The 15202-nt window shown below is 64.4% G+C and carries 14 protein-coding genes and 2 tRNA genes; 7 read left to right on the forward strand and 9 right to left on the reverse strand.

Features of this window, described 5'->3' with window-relative positions; genetic code table 11:
• The first annotated feature begins 40 nt into the window (after positions 1-40).
• Positions 41-1189: a CPBP family intramembrane glutamic endopeptidase gene (locus tag F8E02_RS05785; protein WP_317064534.1), complete on the forward strand. Its 1149-nt coding sequence runs from the start codon at positions 41-43 to the stop codon at positions 1187-1189.
• 71 nt (positions 1190-1260) lie between these two features.
• On the opposite strand, the gene F8E02_RS05790 is transcribed toward F8E02_RS05785, so the two are convergent.
• The 4 genes from F8E02_RS05790 to F8E02_RS05805 all read right to left on the reverse strand — a co-directional run bounded on the left by F8E02_RS05790 (position 1261) and on the right by F8E02_RS05805 (position 4008).
• Positions 1261-1917 carry a CDGSH iron-sulfur domain-containing protein gene (locus tag F8E02_RS05790; protein ID WP_317064535.1) on the reverse strand — a complete coding sequence of 219 codons (657 nt, stop codon included), beginning with the start codon at positions 1915-1917 and terminating at the stop codon, positions 1261-1263.
• A 344-nt stretch (positions 1918-2261) separates the two neighbouring features.
• Positions 2262-2348, reverse strand: a tRNA-Ser gene (locus F8E02_RS05795).
• Between the two features lie 74 nt (positions 2349-2422).
• A complete protein-coding gene (locus F8E02_RS05800; protein WP_317064537.1) occupies positions 2423-3328 on the reverse strand; it encodes an RNA-guided pseudouridylation complex pseudouridine synthase subunit Cbf5 in 906 nt (301 codons plus the stop codon).
• On the reverse strand, positions 3325-4008 hold the full coding sequence (locus F8E02_RS05805; RefSeq protein ID WP_317064538.1) for a uroporphyrinogen-III synthase: 684 nt from the start codon (positions 4006-4008) through the stop codon (positions 3325-3327). Before F8E02_RS05805 ends, F8E02_RS05800 begins: the two co-directional genes overlap by 4 nt.
• Before the next feature lie 88 nt (positions 4009-4096).
• Between F8E02_RS05805 and F8E02_RS05810 the strand changes: the two genes are divergently transcribed.
• The 4 genes from F8E02_RS05810 to F8E02_RS05825 are packed head-to-tail and all read left to right on the forward strand — an operon-like array spanning position 4097 to position 7577.
• Entirely contained in the window at positions 4097-5308 is a 1212-nt protein-coding gene (locus tag F8E02_RS05810; protein ID WP_317064539.1) for a tripartite tricarboxylate transporter permease, read from the forward strand.
• A 47-nt stretch (positions 5309-5355) separates the two neighbouring features.
• Positions 5356-6216, forward strand: coding sequence for an NOP5/NOP56 family protein (locus F8E02_RS05815; protein WP_317064540.1), 861 nt, complete (start codon positions 5356-5358; stop codon positions 6214-6216).
• Positions 6213-6821 (forward strand): fibrillarin-like rRNA/tRNA 2'-O-methyltransferase, encoded by a 609-nt coding sequence (locus F8E02_RS05820; protein WP_317064541.1) that lies wholly within the window; start codon positions 6213-6215, stop codon positions 6819-6821. The genes F8E02_RS05815 and F8E02_RS05820 overlap by 4 nt, the downstream gene beginning before the upstream one ends.
• 21 nt (positions 6822-6842) lie before the next feature.
• Positions 6843-7577 carry a DUF1614 domain-containing protein gene (locus tag F8E02_RS05825; protein WP_317064542.1) on the forward strand — a complete coding sequence of 245 codons (735 nt, stop codon included), beginning with the start codon at positions 6843-6845 and terminating at the stop codon, positions 7575-7577.
• A gap of 114 nt (positions 7578-7691) precedes the next feature.
• Here F8E02_RS05825 and hepT read toward each other — a convergent pair whose 3' ends face one another.
• From hepT to F8E02_RS05850, 5 genes are all read right to left on the reverse strand, one after another.
• Positions 7692-8132: a type VII toxin-antitoxin system HepT family RNase toxin gene (gene hepT, locus F8E02_RS05830; RefSeq protein WP_317064543.1), complete on the reverse strand. Its 441-nt coding sequence runs from the start codon at positions 8130-8132 to the stop codon at positions 7692-7694.
• Positions 8129-8515 (reverse strand): nucleotidyltransferase domain-containing protein, encoded by a 387-nt coding sequence (locus tag F8E02_RS05835; RefSeq protein ID WP_317064544.1) that lies wholly within the window; start codon positions 8513-8515, stop codon positions 8129-8131. Before F8E02_RS05835 ends, hepT begins: the two co-directional genes overlap by 4 nt.
• A 101-nt stretch (positions 8516-8616) precedes the next feature.
• Positions 8617-9447 (reverse strand): TIM barrel protein, encoded by an 831-nt coding sequence (locus F8E02_RS05840; protein ID WP_317064546.1) that lies wholly within the window; start codon positions 9445-9447, stop codon positions 8617-8619.
• A gap of 50 nt (positions 9448-9497) precedes the next feature.
• A tRNA-Gln gene (locus tag F8E02_RS05845) sits at positions 9498-9570 on the reverse strand.
• Between the two features lie 52 nt (positions 9571-9622).
• On the reverse strand, positions 9623-10348 hold the full coding sequence (locus tag F8E02_RS05850) for a thymidylate synthase (protein ID WP_317064548.1): 726 nt from the start codon (positions 10346-10348) through the stop codon (positions 9623-9625).
• 473 nt (positions 10349-10821) lie between these two features.
• Between F8E02_RS05850 and F8E02_RS05855 the strand changes: the two genes are divergently transcribed.
• A complete protein-coding gene (locus tag F8E02_RS05855; protein ID WP_317064549.1) occupies positions 10822-13167 on the forward strand; it encodes an MEMAR_RS02690 family S-layer glycoprotein in 2346 nt (781 codons plus the stop codon).
• Between the two features lie 270 nt (positions 13168-13437).
• Positions 13438-14961 (forward strand): AMP phosphorylase, encoded by a 1524-nt coding sequence (locus tag F8E02_RS05860; RefSeq protein WP_317064550.1) that lies wholly within the window; start codon positions 13438-13440, stop codon positions 14959-14961.
• Positions 14962-15202: the final 241 nt, after the last annotated feature.

Below are 15202 nucleotides of genomic sequence, written 5' to 3' on the forward strand. Positions count from 1 at the left end.
GAATGGGTATTCCGTCTCCAAAAGTCACACCAGGGATACCATGTCAGACGAGTTCCTCCATCACCGCGCCCCCGAACTGCTGATCGCTCTCTTTGGCCTCATATTCATCGTTGCGGCCTCGGGGCTCGTCGGCGGTGAAGCGGGATCGTTCCTTGTCGCCGCACTGGACGTAGCGCTCTTTGTCATCCTTGCGATGCTCATCTACCTTGCCGCGAACCGGCATCCCGCGTTCCGGTGGGCCGCCATCCTCTGGCTCTTCGTCCTCGTCGGGGGGCTTGCCGCCGCCACGGCGGGCTTCGGGTTCATAGCGATCCTGCCCGCGGAGGTGTTCGAGGCCGGTGATCTCGACCCTGAGACGGTCGACCTTGGCCTGGTTGCCGAGACGGCTCTCCTCCTCCTCGGCGTCTTCATCGCGGGGGTGGCGAGCCTCATCGGGCTCTCCCGCCGGTTCAGGGTCTGGCTCTCAGGCTACCTCCCGTTCGACCCCGACTCGCTCCTCCATACGGCGGCGCTCGTGGTCATCCTGGCGATGATCCTCATCCCCCCCGTGCCGCTCCTGGTATCGGGGGGTCCGCCTTACCTCTCGCCGCAGTTCCTCGACCTCCTGACCGAGTCCGGCGACCTCCTCGCGGAGACGGTCACGCTGAACGCCTACACGCTCTTCTGGACCCTCGTCGGCTCGTTCCTCATCGCCGGGGCCTTCGTCCGGCGCACCCCCCGCGAGGCCCTGGAGCGTCTCGGCCTCGTCCGGCCGACGGTCAGGCAGGTCGTTCTTGCCGTTGCCGCGGCATTTGCGCTCGTCCTCGCCTTCCACTTCATCGACCAGTGGCTCGCGGCGCTCGTGGGGTTCCTTGGCCTGCCCGTCACCGATATGGAGGCCGTCAATCGGCTCTTTGCCGGAACGCTCACCCTGCCGGGGATCATCGTGGCCTCGATCGCGGCGGGTTTCGGCGAGGAGGTGAGCATCCGCGGCCTGCTCCAGCCCCGGTTCGGCATCCTCCTCCCGGCGCTCCTCTTCGCGTCGCTCCACGCGTTCCAATACAGCTGGGACGGCCTCATATCGGTCTTCCTTGCGGGGCTCGTCTTCGCCTACATCCGGCGGTACTCGAACACCACGACGTCTGCGATCACGCACACGGTCTACGACCTGGTCCTCTTCTCGATGCTGATGGTCGGGATGCAGTGGTGAGTTCTCCGTGAACGGGTCGGTATTTCCGGTATACTTCCTGCCGGTGACCGACCTCTACACCGATCTGCTGCTCAATCTCCGATATGGCTCCCGTCGCAGAACGGCTTATTCGAGGATCTCCCGCACCGGCAGAGCGTAACCCGGTTCCTGGCAGTGTAGGGTCTTCCGTCAGCGGACAGGACGGGGATCCCGCCGCGGACCCAGAGCGGCCCGTGTTCGCCCCTGGCCGGGTTCTCGATCACGACGATGGATCTCTCAAGGACGGGCTCGATCGTCTCGCCGGTCCTGTGGTCGCGGAGGACGAGCCGGCCGGAAGGACAGTTGCACGCTTCATCGATCGCCGTCTTCCGGGCGTCCGGGATATCGGACCGTTGTGTGAGGTTCCAGATCCCACCGGCCCGCAGGCAGAACCGTGCGTGCACGCAGAGTTCTTTGTAATCGGTCAGTTCCAGCTCCGGTCCTCTGATGACGGCCGGGTCGAGGAGGTACGGCTCGTCCCCGGCTGTCTCGGTGCCGTCGAAGCGGATCGCCGCATGCGTCCCGTCACAGAAGGGCCTGTCCTTTGACCGCCCACAGCGGCATAAGGCATACCGCTCCTGCAGAGGATACTCCCGCACCTTCTGCCATCCGTGGCAGTTGCCCTCGTCGTCGTGGGAGATCTCCATCACCATGAGCGGGACGCCCCCGGTCACGATGTATGGGCCGTTTTTGCTCACCTGGATCTTCATGGCATCTTCTCCTGCGCTTTTTGCGGTGGATCACTCTTCTTCTCTGTATGAAAGAGATGGTGGCTGTTTTCGGTACTCATGGACACGGGATGGTAGCGTCATGCCTCACGTCGCTCACCAGATAAAATAGCATGGGTCCGGGGTTGCAACTCTATCTGCTGCGGGGTCCCGGCAGGCCCGTCCACCATCCGGAGTCTGTCTGCATGGCGGATGGTGCACGGAGCGGTCGCACCGCTCGTTTGAGAGATGAAGCAACGATCTTTCAGTCCGACGATCGGACGCGCGATAAAACACCGGAGCGACGGGACGTAACCGATAAAAGGACCGGAACTTGTTTTCAAAAACGCTGAGGGGGAGATTTGAACTCCCGAGGGGCTCAACGCCCCACGGGCTTTCCAGGCCCGCGCCCTACCGGTCTAGACTACCTCAGCACAGAATGTGCATCATTAGTTGGCGGCATATTCTATTAATAATATCCCCCGGCATGGGGCCGGGGCACACGCATTTACGTCCCTGCGTGCGTCTTCCAGCCCCGGGGGTAGGTGCCGGGGCGCATCAGGACGGTGGTGGGGGCGACGACGAATCCGGGCTCCCCGGGCTTCAAGGCCGACGAACTGACGAGCGCCTGGCCGAGACCCACGAGTTCGCCGCGCTGCGTCGTGATCGCGACTGTCTCGCCCTTCGCAAACCCGCCAACCTTCTCCGTGACTCCCACCCCGGCCAGCACCGCGCCGTGGCAGACGGCGTCGACGGCGGTGTCGCGGATGACGACCTTCGGGAGATCGCCGACCGCGGTCTCCGGGGGGAGGATCATCTGCCGGAGCGGGGCGGGATCGCCCTCTTCTGCCGCGGCAACGGCGTCGGCGAGTTCGTGGAGCGAGACCACGGTGCTCTCGTCGAACGCGCCCGACCGTATCCGCCGGAGCTCCTGCATGTGGCCGCAGACGCCGAGGGCGTAACCCATGTGGACGCAGAGCGTCCGGATGTAGGTTCCGGCGTCGCATCTGACCCGGAAGAGGACGAGTCTCTCCTGTAGATCCAGGATCTCGATCTCCTGGATCTTCCGGATGCGGAGGTTCCGCTTCACGGCGCTCTTCTTCGGCGGCCGCTGGTAGATCCGGCCGGTGAACTCCGCCGCCACCCGGTCCACGTCCTCGCGGGATACGTCGCCGTGGAGCCTCATCAGGCAGACGTACTCCTTGTTGTGCGAGAGGAGGACCGGGGCGAGCCTGACGGCTCCGCCGAACATGACGATGAGCACTCCTGATACCTGCGGGTCGAGTGTCCCGGCATGGCCCACCCGCCGGCCGAGGAGATCCCCGGCCCACGCGGTCACCTGGTGGCTGCTCGGCCCCCGGGGCTTGTCGATGACGACGATCCCCGAATCGGGGATGGAGAAGTCTTCGGTCATGGTCTCACCTGCCCGTGGCGCTTCAAGGCCTCAAGCGTTCCTGCGAGCGACCCGTCTCCGACGACCGCCGGGGGGTGTCCCCCGGCCCGCATGGCATCCGCGGTGATCTCCCCGATGGCGACGAGGAGGAGACCGTCGCGGGGCCGCCACCGGGCCTCCCGGTAGGACATGGCGCTCGTGAAGAGGACGGCGTCGGCGTCGTCGAGGGCGAGTTCGGTCCCCGTGGGAGTGAGGGCGTAGATCCGCTCCTCCCGGACCACGCCCCCCGCTCCGGCGATGGCGTCGAGGAGAGCCGGGTTCGGGACGTCCGCCCGCGGGATCCCGATAGTCCTCCCTCTGAGCCAGTCGCCGAGGTAGGGGACGAAGTCGCGGGAGTAGAACGAGGGGAGGACCTCCGCCTCGATCCCCGCCTCCCCGAGAACCTCGGCGGTCTTCGGACCGATCGCGACAACCCGGGGCCACCGCTCAAGCCTCGGCCCGACGATCGCCGCCGGGAGGGCGCTTGAGAAGAAGAGGCAGTCGAACTCGCCGCGGTGGACGGCCTCGACGAACGCGGCGACCTTCTCCATCCGCACCTCCGACCTGAGCGGCGATACCGTGTAGCAGTCGTGGCCGTAAGAGGCGCAGAGGCTACGGTCTCCCGCCGCCTTGTCTTCGAGCCGGGTGATGGCGATCTTCATTCCAAGAACCTTCGCCCCGGTGGAATATGACTGTATCGGCGGCACGATTCGGTTGGTTTATCCCCGGCGGCTCCCACCGCTAACTGACGTGCTCGCGAGTATCGTGCTCGGCGCCGCTGTCGGTATCGGCTGCGGCGTCGTGAGCGGCCTCATCCCCGGCATCCACGCAAACACCGTGGCAGGCCTCCTCCTCTCGCTCCAGGCTATCCTGCTCGCCTGGTTCGACCCGGTGGTCATCGCCTCGGCCATGTTTGCCACCCTCGTTACGCACACGTTCCTCGACTGCGTCCCGAGCACGTTCCTCGGCATCCCCGACGCCGACACCTCGCTTGCGGTCCTCCCCGCGCACACTCTCTGCCTCGAAGGCCGGGGGGAGGAGGCCGTCAGGATATCGGCGCTCGGGAGCGCCGCCGGGGTCGCCCTCTCCCTCCCGCTCGCGGCGGCGTTCATCCTGGCCCTCCCGGCTCTCCAGTCGGCTATCGACTGGGGGATCGGCCTCGTCATCCTCGCGGTGGCCGGCTACCTCATCGTCGTCTCCGAGTCGCCGGGGTGGGCGCTCGCGGTCTTTGCGGTATCCGGGATCCTCGGCCTCTTCTCTCTCGGCTACGCCTTCCTCGCCTGGCCGGCGGCCGGTGAGTCGGGGGTGCTGATGCCCCTCCTCTCCGGGCTCTTCGGGATCGCGGTCCTCCTCAAAGCGTCGCACGGGGCCATGCCCGCACAGGACTTCGCGGGGCTCGACCTCCCCCGGAGCGCTCTCCGGCGCGGCTCCCTCCTCGGCTCGGCCGCCGGCGCCCTGGTCGGCTGGCTCCCCGGCCTCTCGAACGCCACGGCAAACGCCCTCCTAACCTCGGTCGTCGGCTACGACTCGAACCCCCGGGAATACATCCTCGCGACCAGCGCCGCGAACACCGTCAATGCCTTTCTCGGGCTTGCGGCATTCTATGCCATAGCACGGACGCGGAACGGGGTGATGGCGGCGATCGCCGCGTTCGAGGAGATGCCGCCGGCCACCGCCGTCCTCCTTGCCGGTGCGATAGCCGCGGTCGGTGCCTACCTCCTGACCGTCCTCCTCTCGCGGGCGGCCTGGCGGTTCTCGGGCATCGACATCAAGGGCCTCAACTATGCCGTCATCGCATTCGTCGTCCTCCTCTCCCTCCTCCTCTGCGGCCCGTTCGGGGGGCTCGTCCTCATCCTCGCGACGGCGGTCGGCTACGTTCCGTCGCTCGTCAACATCCGCCGGGTCTACTGCATGGGGGCGATCATGGTCCCGGTGATGGCCTACTCCTTCGGCCTTGCCTGACCTGCGTCCGCGGTTCTCTTATATCGGCAGAGCCCCAATACCGTACCATGCTACAGCGCTACTGGTTCGGAGACGTCGACGAGGGGGGATGCCGGCCCACCGGCACCGATCCCGCCGCACTCGCAGAGCGGGCAGCGACCCTCCGTACCGGTATGGAGTCGTACGTCCCCATCGACTGGGAGGTCGCCCGGGGCTGCGGCGTCGTCCGGAGCCGGGAGGAGTACATCGACCTGCTCCGTGCGGTCTGCATCGCCCGGGCGAGGGAGAAGATCGCCGAGTCCTACCGGGCGAGAGACGTCGAACTCCTCCAGATGGTCAGGATGCTCGACGAGCTCGACAACGTCATCAACCTCCTCCAGGAACGGGCCGCGGAGTGGTATCAGGTCACGACGCCGTCGTTCTCGCGGAAGTACCGGAGCCTCCCGGCAAAGAAGATGCTCGACCTCATCCGGAAAGGAGCCCGCGGCGGCCTTGGCGACGTTGCCGACGAGATCGACCGGCTCGCCGGGACGAGGACCCGCCTGATGCGGGAGGTCTCGGCCCGGGCCGACGAGGTGCTGCCGAACACGAGCGCCCTCATCGGCGGGCTGGTCGCGGCGCGGCTCCTCTCGCGGGCTGGGGGGCTTCCCGCGCTCGCGAGGATGCCGGGGAGCACCATCCAGGTCATCGGCTCCGAGCAGGCGCTCTTCTCGCACCTCCGGGGCGGGACGCCGCCGCCGAAGCACGGGATCATATTCCAGCACCGGCGGGTCCACAACGCCCCCCGCGAGGTGCGGGGGAGGGTGGCACGGGTCCTCGCGGCGAAACTCGCCATCGCCGCCCGGCTCGACTACTACCGGGGCGAGGCGGTGCCGGAGTTCCTCAAAGACGCCCAGGCGAAGATCGACGCAGCGGGGGTCGCGGCATGATACGGGTCGGCAATGTCCTGGTCTCGCCCGGCGAGGGCGGGGTCTACGGTGAGAGGACGCTCGAGGGCTACCGGGTCTGGGACCCCCACCGGAGCAAGTTTGCGGCGCTCTATACGCTCGGCGGCGGGATGGAACTCACCCCCGGTATGAAGGTGCTCTACCTCGGTGCGGCGAACGGGACCACGGTCTCGCACGTCGCCGACTATGCCGGAACCGTCTACGCGGTGGAGTTTGCGCCCCGGCCGATGCAGGACCTCCTCGAGGTGGCGCGCCGTAGGAAGAATATCATCCCGATCATGGCCGACGCGAACCGGCCTGACGAGTATGCCCCGTTCATGGAGGCGGTCGACCTCCTCTACCAGGACGTGGCACAGCCCAACCAGGTCGAGATCGCGGAGAAAAACCTCGTCTTCCTCAGGCCGGGAGGGTACCTCGTCCTGATGCTCAAGACCCGGAGCGTGGACGTCAGGCGCGACCCGGCCGGGGTGCTTGAAGAGGCGAGGGAGAGGCTCGAGCGGCGTCTCGAGATCGTGGATGTCCGGTGGCTCGAACCCTACCACCACGACCACGCCGCGATCGTCTGCACCCGCCGTAGTATATATTAGACGGGAGGGTGACTCCTTCATATGGACCGGGTCGTCTTCAACCCCTTCTCCCCTCTGATGCTCCTTCTCCTCCTCGGGATGCTCGGCCTTTTCCTCCTCGCCGTCATCGTCTTCCCGATCCTCTTTCTGACGGCGATCGGGGCGACGTTCGCGAGGCTCGGCTTCTCCTGGTGGCAGGCGCTCCTCATCCTCGTCCTGACGCTGGTGGGGAGTTTCGTCAACATACCGGTGAAGACACTCACATGCAGTCCGTGCACACCGGCCCCTGACCGCTACGTCTCCATGTACGGGCGACTCTACCGCATCCCGCAGCCGGCGCAACGGACGGTCCTCGCGATCAACGTCGGCGGAGCTCTCATCCCGGTCATGATATCGCTCTACCTGATCTACGAATCGGTCATGCTCAGCGGAGGTTACCTCCTCGTGGCGCTCGTCCTCATCGGGGTCGCGGTCGTGACCGTCGTGACGAAGATCGTCGCCCGCCCGGTGCCGGGCCTCGGGATCGCGACGCCGTTCTTCATTCCGCCGCTCGCGGCGCTCTTTGCGGCGCTGGTCCTCTCGCTCTTTGCAGGCGGCGTCCCGGCTGCGGCGGTGATCATCGCCTACGTCAGCGGGACGCTCGGCACCCTGATCGGAGCGGACCTCTTGAACCTCCGCCATATCGCGAGTCTCGGTGCGCCGATGGCGAGCATCGGAGGCGCCGGAACGTTCGACGGCATCTTCCTGACCGGGATCATCGCGGCGCTGCTTGCATGAAATAGTCATCGACCGGTCGTGATTACCGGGCCGCGGGAATCCGGAGTGCTGCGGTGCCCGGGCGTGCCGCGACTTTGCTGTGCGGTTGACCCCGGGAGGGCGGCATGGGCCCTTTCACTCTCCGTTCATCGACTGCAGAAAATGTTCTACTTCCTGTCTGAAGAGAGCAAAGTCGCCTATATGCTCCTCCAGGATTGAGAAGACAAGCGCATCGTCGATTGCCCCGTAGCGGTGCACGACAATGTTCCGAAACCCCTTCATCGCTTTTAAGTTCTGCCGCGTCGCGGGGGCGAGCACCCCGTGCTGCACGAGGTTCTCGAGGATGTTCTCATCGGTACCGGGGACGCCGAGGTGGAGGTCAGCGTTTAAGATAGCGCATATGTCGAAGACGTTCTCGATGGCGTATTCGGCGCGTTTGTATATGCCGTCTTTTACGATGCCGAGCTGCCTGAACGAATCGACCGAATTCGGGAGGTGCTCTTTGACTATATCGATACTCTCGGTCATCTCCTGGAGCTTGATACGGATCGCCGCATCCCGGACCTTGCGCGTCACACCATCGCCTCCTTGCCGATGTAGTCGTATAATCGGTGTTTAAAATCGTCGAATTCCCTGATTGTCTGATATGCGACGTCGTAGAGGAACCGCTCGTCGGGACAGTAAATTACCTCTCCGCGGAGGACTTCCGTCCGGACATAGAGCGGCAGGAGAGAGTAGATCTGGATGTCGTAGCGGTCGTCGGCGAGTTCGGAGAGCGCCGCAAACCGGAACCGGGCTGCCTCCTCGCGATCCCCGTCGTAGTAGATGCAGAGATCGAGATCGGACCCTATCCTCGCCCGCCCTTCGGCAACGGAGCCGTAGAGAATGATGAAGCGGACCTTCTCGAACCCCTCGAGGTTCTTGAGCCGCTCAAGCGCATGCCGGACAAAACGATTCATTCGCCCTCACTTCCCGGGACGCGCCCGGAAGTTCTTCAGGTTTTAAATGGGGATCGCTCTCACATTAACGTTTCCCGCGGTGGGGGCTGTCGGGGCGCGATTCACCCCCGGTGCGGACCTTCCCAGAGGCCGGCAAAGACCCGGACCTGCCGGGCGTAGACCTCCGGAGAGTCCTGCTTGTACTCGAGTGCCGTCGGGACGGTCGCATGCCGCCGGAGCCGGGAGAAGACCGCCGCAAGGTCGAGGCCGCCGTCGGGGTGGTCGAGCTCGATGTGCTCGTCGGTGATCGAGCCGCGCCGAAGGTTCGAGAGGTGGTGGTAGGTCACGTTGATACCCTCGAACCGCTCCAGTTCCTCCGCGAACGAGAGGCCGCGATGGTTTGCGGTGCAGGCGAGGTGGGGGAAGTCGAGGCAGAACCGGGTGATCTTTCTCTCCGCGAGAGCCGTGAGTTCTCCGGCGGTGTTGCCGAGAAGAGGGTAGCCGGCGTAGACCGAAGGGAGGTTTTCGAGGGTGAACCGGGGATCGTTGTGGCGGTCGAGGAACCCGGTGAACCTCTCCGCTGCCTCCGACCGACCTCCGGGCTCGTACCTCCCCGCGTGGAGGACGATCGTCTCCGCACCGAGTGTATCGGCGGCCTCAAAGGTCTGGCAGATCGCCTCCTCTATGTATGCCTCGATCTCGGGGAGCGGCCGGTCGTCGTAAGCCTGCGGAGCGCAGGGGTTGACGCCGTGGCCGTGGTGGGGCGCGTGGATGACGGTGGGGATGCCGGTCGCGGCGACCTCCTCAAGGTGCTGCCGGAAGAGCGGCCGGGGCAGGGGGACGGCCTGGATCTGGATATGGTGGATTGCGCCGCTATCATGGAGTTTCGATAGCAGAGCAAGCGTCCCGGGATCGTCGAGCCGCACGGTGCAGCCGAGGTTGTAGCCAGCCATAAACCACCCTCCGGTGTATGGTGTTGCAGTGCCGGAAGAAAAAGACTGTATAGCCCGGAGCAGATTCGAACTGCTGTCGCGAGATCCAGAGTCTCACATGATTGACCGCTACACTACCGGGCTATTGGGCTCTAAAATGTTGTTTGTAGTCCCTAATTAACCTGACGGCTGAAGGTCATGCCCGCGTCGCCCTCGGGCACTTCCCGCAGGCCCGGCAGACTTCGGCAACGGGCTGTATTTCGGCACCCTTTTTGCAGAACGGCTCGATATCGTTGAGATCCCGCCTGTAGTAAACGTGGGGCACGAGCGCGATGTGCGTGTAGCGCCCGCAGGGCACGCCGATCCGGTCGGCGATCGCCTTCTGAAGGCGTACGAGCGCATACATGTTTGCTCCGGCGGCGGAGAGGATGTCGTTGCTCCGGAACACAACCTTCATCTGGAGTTTTCCGTCCCGGAGGACGCACTGGACGAGTTGCAGGCAGGGGCAGTCGTCGAGTTCCTCGTCGACGACCGGGTTCCAGGTGACCGCGACGGCCCGCCGGGTATTCGGGGCTGCGGCGATCTTCCGGGCGATGTAGGCGATCTGGTCGACGTGGACGTCTTCACCCTCTGCACTGATCCGCTCGCCCCAATCGAAGAGCCGCCGGTGGTAGTCGTACTCGAACTTCGCGTCGGAGCCGTGAAGGAGGTTCTCGGCGTAGGCATCGAGGAACCTCTGCTGGAACCGGGAGGCGGGGCTTACCATCGGCTCGCTCTCCGGCGACTCCACCTCGAACGCGAGTTCCTCGCACTCGATCGTCGCCTCGTCGTTCTCGGTCTCCAGTACCCATCCTTTCTCGAGGACGGTCCTGACCGCCAGTTCGTGTGCCCGTGCGAGCGTGGGGGCCCGAATGATCCGCATGGAGAGTAGTTGGCAGGCGTGAGAGAAAAGTCTCCCCACTAGGGCTGGTCCGGTATATAGATGCTCCGAAGGTTGGCGGCGGGGGTCGGGCACTCGAGGCGCTGCCTGTCCGGGATGGGGGTGCACGGTGGTAGGGCCTTTGAGGGAGAAACGTAACTACAGGGGACCTGGAGCGCCGAGAGCGTCCGGCGCTCTCCGGTTTGCCCGGAGTAAGGTTTTTATTCTCGTGCATGCATTGGTCCCGGTGATCCGGGAATGGAGTGGAATCCTGACGTATTTAGAGCGTTTTCCAGTGATGTGGTGCCTTTTAAGGACGCCAGATCCCCGGTCGACCACAAAGGATATATTAAGTGTTCCACAAATATTGTGACATATTCCGTAATTCGGAGTATAGAGCGTGGTGAACCCGTATTCGACGTCTGTCGAGTACCTCGCGTTCACATTCCCTCATGTCATCACAATGGAGGTATAGTATGAAGAGTATGACAAAATTGATGGTCGTCGCCATGCTCCTCGTGGCTGCGCTGGTCGTTGCACCGGTTGCGGCACAGAGGACTGTAGGCAATGGCGATACTATCTATGTAGGTGAGGACAACCTCGACCTAAGCGCGCTGTACGCCGGGACTAGTGGACACCTGGTTTACTACAGCAACATCGCATCTGCGACTGCCGGCACTGTCGGGAGGACAATCTCAGTTACCAACACCTCGGACTTTGATCTGACCGCATCCGCAGTTGGATCCTCGACCGGGACCTGGTATGCTTTCAATGCTCCCCCGTTCACCGACCCGTCAGCGGCTGTCGGGACCGTTCTCGCCGAGACCCCCTCGACGAACCTTCGCGTTCTCCTGGGAAACACCGGCACCACGTCCGTTGACGGCCAGAGCGTAACCCGCTCGAGCGCTATCCGGTTCCGGGTTGACCACAACCTTGCAGGCCTTGGCGTCGGCACGGCTGACCCCAACTACAACACGATTGAGGTTCGGCTGACCACGCCCGGCGGCGGTACGGTCACCCAGTTCGGCAACCCCGCCCAGAGCCTCAGGCTCCAGCTCACCGGTCAGTGGACCGAGACTGCCCCGATCAACCTGACCGGCGCTACCGCCGGCACGTACACCGCGAGAGGTGTCTGGCCCACTGCAGCCGGCCTCGGCACGGAGTACAACACCAACGCCGTGACCTTCCAGGTCTCCTCCGGAGCGGTCGGCATCACCTCGAACAAGGACACTGTTGTTCGTGGCAACGCGTTCACCGTGACCATCACCGGTGAGTCCGAGCAGGACTACTTCCTGACCCTCCAGAACCCCGGTGCACAGCCCCCGACGTTCCGCGCGAACCAGGTCGGCGTGACCGTTAACACGGCTACCAACGCGACCGTCAGGACCACGGCAGCCGGCACCCGGTCTGTCGAACTGCTCACCACCACGGCTACCAGAGAAGCAAGCTACACCGTCCGTGTCACCGACCCGCGTGACGCAAGCAGGTACGACGAGGTCCGCGTGAGGGTCGAGACCGGCTCGGTCACCATCACCGCTTCCGGCACCGGCACCTTCTACGTCGGCGAAGAGATCACGCTCTCCGGAACCAACACTGACAGCGACACCGTTTACCTCTTCATGACCGGTCCGAACCTCGGCACCCGGGGCGTTAACCTCCTCGGTACCCTGAACCCGGTCGTCAACGGCACCGCTACCAGCTTCGTTAACGTAGACGTCGAGGCCGACGACACCTGGTCCTACCGGTGGGACACCAGCGGAATCACCAGGTCGCTCGACTCCGGCGGCTACACTGTCTACGCTGTCTCCGCCCCCAGGGACCGGGACAACCTCGCTAACGTCGAGTACGCCACCCGCACCGTCCAGCTCCGGCCCGGCTTCATCACCGCGACCATGAGCAGCGCGACTGTTGCGAAGGGCGACGACGTAACGATCACCGGAACCGCACAGGGCAACCCGTCCAACGTGAACATCTGGGTCTTCGGCAAGAACTACTACGGCGGCGCTAACGGAGCGTTAGCAGTCCAGACCGTCAGTGTCGAGTCCGACGGCACCTTCGACTACGACATTCTCAACACCGAGAACCTCGTTGCCGGACAGTACTTCGTCGTCGTTCAGCACCCGATGGGCGCGAACTTCGAGGTTGCACAGGGTACTCTCGCCGGACAGAGCCCCAACAGCATCTACCGTGCTGACGAGACCGGCGCCACGAACGTCTTCGTTGCGAACCTCGTGACCCTCCAGGCCTCTGAGGCAGCAAACGCGCTGATCAACGCCCTTGAGTCCCCGTTCGTCAACGACGCCTACACCAAGCTCACCTTCTTCCTCGAGGACGCCTGGATCAGGATCAACCCCGTTGGTGACCAGGCTGCAGGCAGCACGTTCACGATCTCCGGAACCACGAACCTCGCAGCAGGCGAGCAGCTGATTGTCGAAGTGACCTCCGCTGCGTTCCAGCCCGGCACGGCCGGTCAGGCTACCGGCTTCTCCAGCGATGCCGGCTCCGTGACCATCCAGCAGGGTGAGACCGCGAACACCTGGTCCTTCGAAGTCGACGCGACCGCCTTCAGACCCGACCAGTACATCGTTACTGTCGAGTCCATCGAGGCCGGCACGACCACGACTGGATCCTTCAACGTGATTCAGGGCCAGCCGACCCCGACCCCGACCACTCCGGGCGCAGTCACCCCGACCGCGACCCCTGGTGAGGTCACCCCGACCGCAACCCCGACCGCAACCCCCACCCAGTCCCCCGGATTCGGAGCACTCGTTGCTCTTGCCGGCCTTGGTGCAGTTGCGTTCCTGGTCCTGCGCCGGAACTAACCCTAACTAACCCAATTTTTTTTGTTTCGTCTGTCTCTTATCGTCCCTTTGAGCACAGACTCGCCTGCCTGTCCCCGGCGTTGTGGACTCTCCAGGATCTGTCCCGCGACCTGCCCTCGAAGCGTGCTCGATCGCGGCGTTCGTGATTTTTGGTCTACGCTCCAGACTGGGAGAGCGGCTGGCCCCGACGGGGACCGCCTGCAGCCGCGCCAGATCCCCCGCACTTAAGTAGAATGGCGCCCCAATTTCAGATAGGATGGGGTTACTCGCATGAAACTGACTGTGAAATTGCTTGACATCGCAAACCGGGGGGTTCTCCTCCACAGCACCGACGCACAGGCCATGCGGATTCGCGACGGCGACCGTGTCCTGGTTGCCGACGAAGTGACCGGGAAGGCTGCCCAGGGCCATGTCGACACCACCGGCTCGCTCATCGAGCCCGGTGTCATCGGGATCTACCGGCCGCTGAACGCCACGCTTGCCGTCGATGAGGGCACCCCCGTCGAGGTCCGGGGCGCCGAGCGGCCCGCATCTCTCTCGCACATCCGGAAGAAGATGGACGGGGGACGGTTTACAAAGGACGAGACTTTCGATATTGTCAGAGACATCGTCAGCGAAACCCTCGCTCCCGGCGAGATCACCGCTTATGTCACCGCGTCCTACATCAACGGCCTCGACATGGACGAGGTAGAATACCTGACGAGAGCCATGGTCGATACCGGGGACCGCCTCCGTTTCACCCGGCACCCTGTCGTCGACAAGCACTCGATCGGTGGCGTGCCCGGCAACAAGATCACGCTCCTGATCGCACCGATCATCGCCGCGAGCGGTCTTCTGATCCCCAAGACCAGTTCCCGCGCCATCACCGGTGCCGGCGGGACGGCGGATCTGATGGAGGTCCTTGCGCCGGTCTCGTTCTCTGCGACCGAAGTGCAGCAGATGACCGAGAAGGTCGGTGGCGCCATCGTCTGGGGCGGTGCCACGAACATCGCTCCCGCCGACGACAAGATCATCACCTACGAGTACCCGTTCCGGATCGACGCCCGGGGCCAGATGATCGCGAGCGTCATGGCCAAGAAGTTCGCCGTCGGCGCGAACCTCGTCGTCATCGATATCCCGGTCGGCCGGAACACGAAGATCACGACGGTCCAGGACGGCCGGAAACTCGCCCGCGAGTTCATCGAACTCGGGGAACGTCTTGGTATGCGGGTCGAGTGTGCGCTGAGTTACGGGGAATCGCTCGTCGGTCACACCATTGGTCCGAACCTTGAGGTGCGCGAGGCGCTTGCCGTCCTCGAGGGAGCGGCCGCGCCGAACTCCCTGATCCAGAAGAGTCTCTCTCTCGCCGGGATCGCGCTCGAGATGGCCGGGAAGGCTGCGCAGGGACAGGGGTATCAGGCTGCCTCGGAGATTCTCCGGAGCGGCAAGGCTCTCGAGAAGATGCGTCAGATCATCGAGATCCAGGGCGGCGACCCGGTGGTGAAGGCCGACGATATCGTCGCCGGGGAGTACCGGTTCGACGTGAGGGCACCGCACGACGGCTATGTCATCGAGTTGAATAACAGCGCGCTCGTCACGCTCGCCCGGCTTGCCGGCTCGCCGTACGATCACGGTGCCGGGCTTGAGATCCACGCGAAGAAGGGGACCCGCGTCAAAAAGGGCGATCCCATCTTCACCATCTATGCCGAGCGGGAATGGCGGCTTGAGCGTGCGATCGAGGTCGGCCGGACGCTGATGCCGGTGGTCGTGGAAGGGATGGTCCTCGAGCGGATTCCGCCCGAGCGCTGGGTGTAACTACCTCCCTCTCATGCGGAGGGCTCCCTGCAAGTCTCCTGGGTCTCCGGGACCCTCATACCTGTTTTTCGCAGATCTCCGGCGAACGTCCGGTAACCCGTCCACGGGGCCGTGATTGACCGCACTGTTCCGGTCGCGGTCCGGGGTATCCTCGCACGCAGAAGGATAGCCCCGTGGAGCAGACGTGAACCAGACATCGGAGTGCCGCTCCTGTTCTTCTACTCGCGCGGGAGGTCTTCCC

The organism is Methanoculleus caldifontis, assembly GCF_032842345.1.
In the GTDB taxonomy this organism is placed as follows: domain Archaea; phylum Halobacteriota; class Methanomicrobia; order Methanomicrobiales; family Methanoculleaceae; genus Methanoculleus; species Methanoculleus caldifontis.